We start from the raw sequence: 713 nt of genomic DNA, 5'->3' as shown, positions 1-713 counted from the left end.
CTTCAGAGCCATCTGATAGATCGGGCGGCGCGGCAGGCTGAACATCTCTGACACCAAATCTGCCGCATCACGCACCGAATGCGTTTGCAAAGCTTTTATCAATGCCTCTTCTACGTCAGAGTCCTTAACAGATTGCGAATGGGCGCGATCCACAAGCAGAACCACCTCGCCCTTAACCGATAAGCCCTCGTACTCTGTTGCCAGATCAGCGAGCGTCCCTCGGCGAGTTTCTTCAAACTTTTTGGTGAGTTCACGGCACAGGGCCGCCTGTCGGTCTCCACCCAAAATATCCGCGAGATCAGAGAGGCAGGCAGCCACGCGCTTCGGTGATTCATAGAAGACAAGCGTTCCGGGGACGCTGCGCAGGGATTCGATTCGTGAACGCCGTGCGCCAGAGGCATTGGGCAAGAACCCGGCAAAGAAAAATGCATCCGTGGGAAGCCCCGCCAATGTCAGCGCCGTCAAAACAGCAGACGGTCCCGGAGCACATGTCACGTTGTGCCCAGCCTCAGCCGCCTGACGGCCCAAATCATAGCCGGGATCGGCGATCAGCGGCATTCCCGCCTCGGACGCGTAAGCCACCGATTGCCCTTGTTCCAGCGCCTCAAGTATTTTGCCCCGCGCGCCCGCGCCGCTGTGATCGTGATAGGCCAATATACGGCGCCCTTCGAGCGGCACGCCATGGATTTCCATCAAACGTCGCAAGCTGCGTG

At 58.6% G+C, this 713-nt stretch carries 1 protein-coding gene; it reads right to left on the bottom strand.

Annotated features, from left to right (window positions below):
• Positions 1–713: 16S rRNA (cytidine(1402)-2'-O)-methyltransferase (rsmI, locus tag ACR0EL_RS22290; RefSeq protein ID WP_480502328.1), on the bottom strand; the 713-nt coding region annotated here is incomplete at both ends.

The organism is Ruegeria sp. AH12 (genome assembly GCF_056541465.1).
This window is presented reverse-complemented; position numbering and strand designations above follow the sequence as displayed.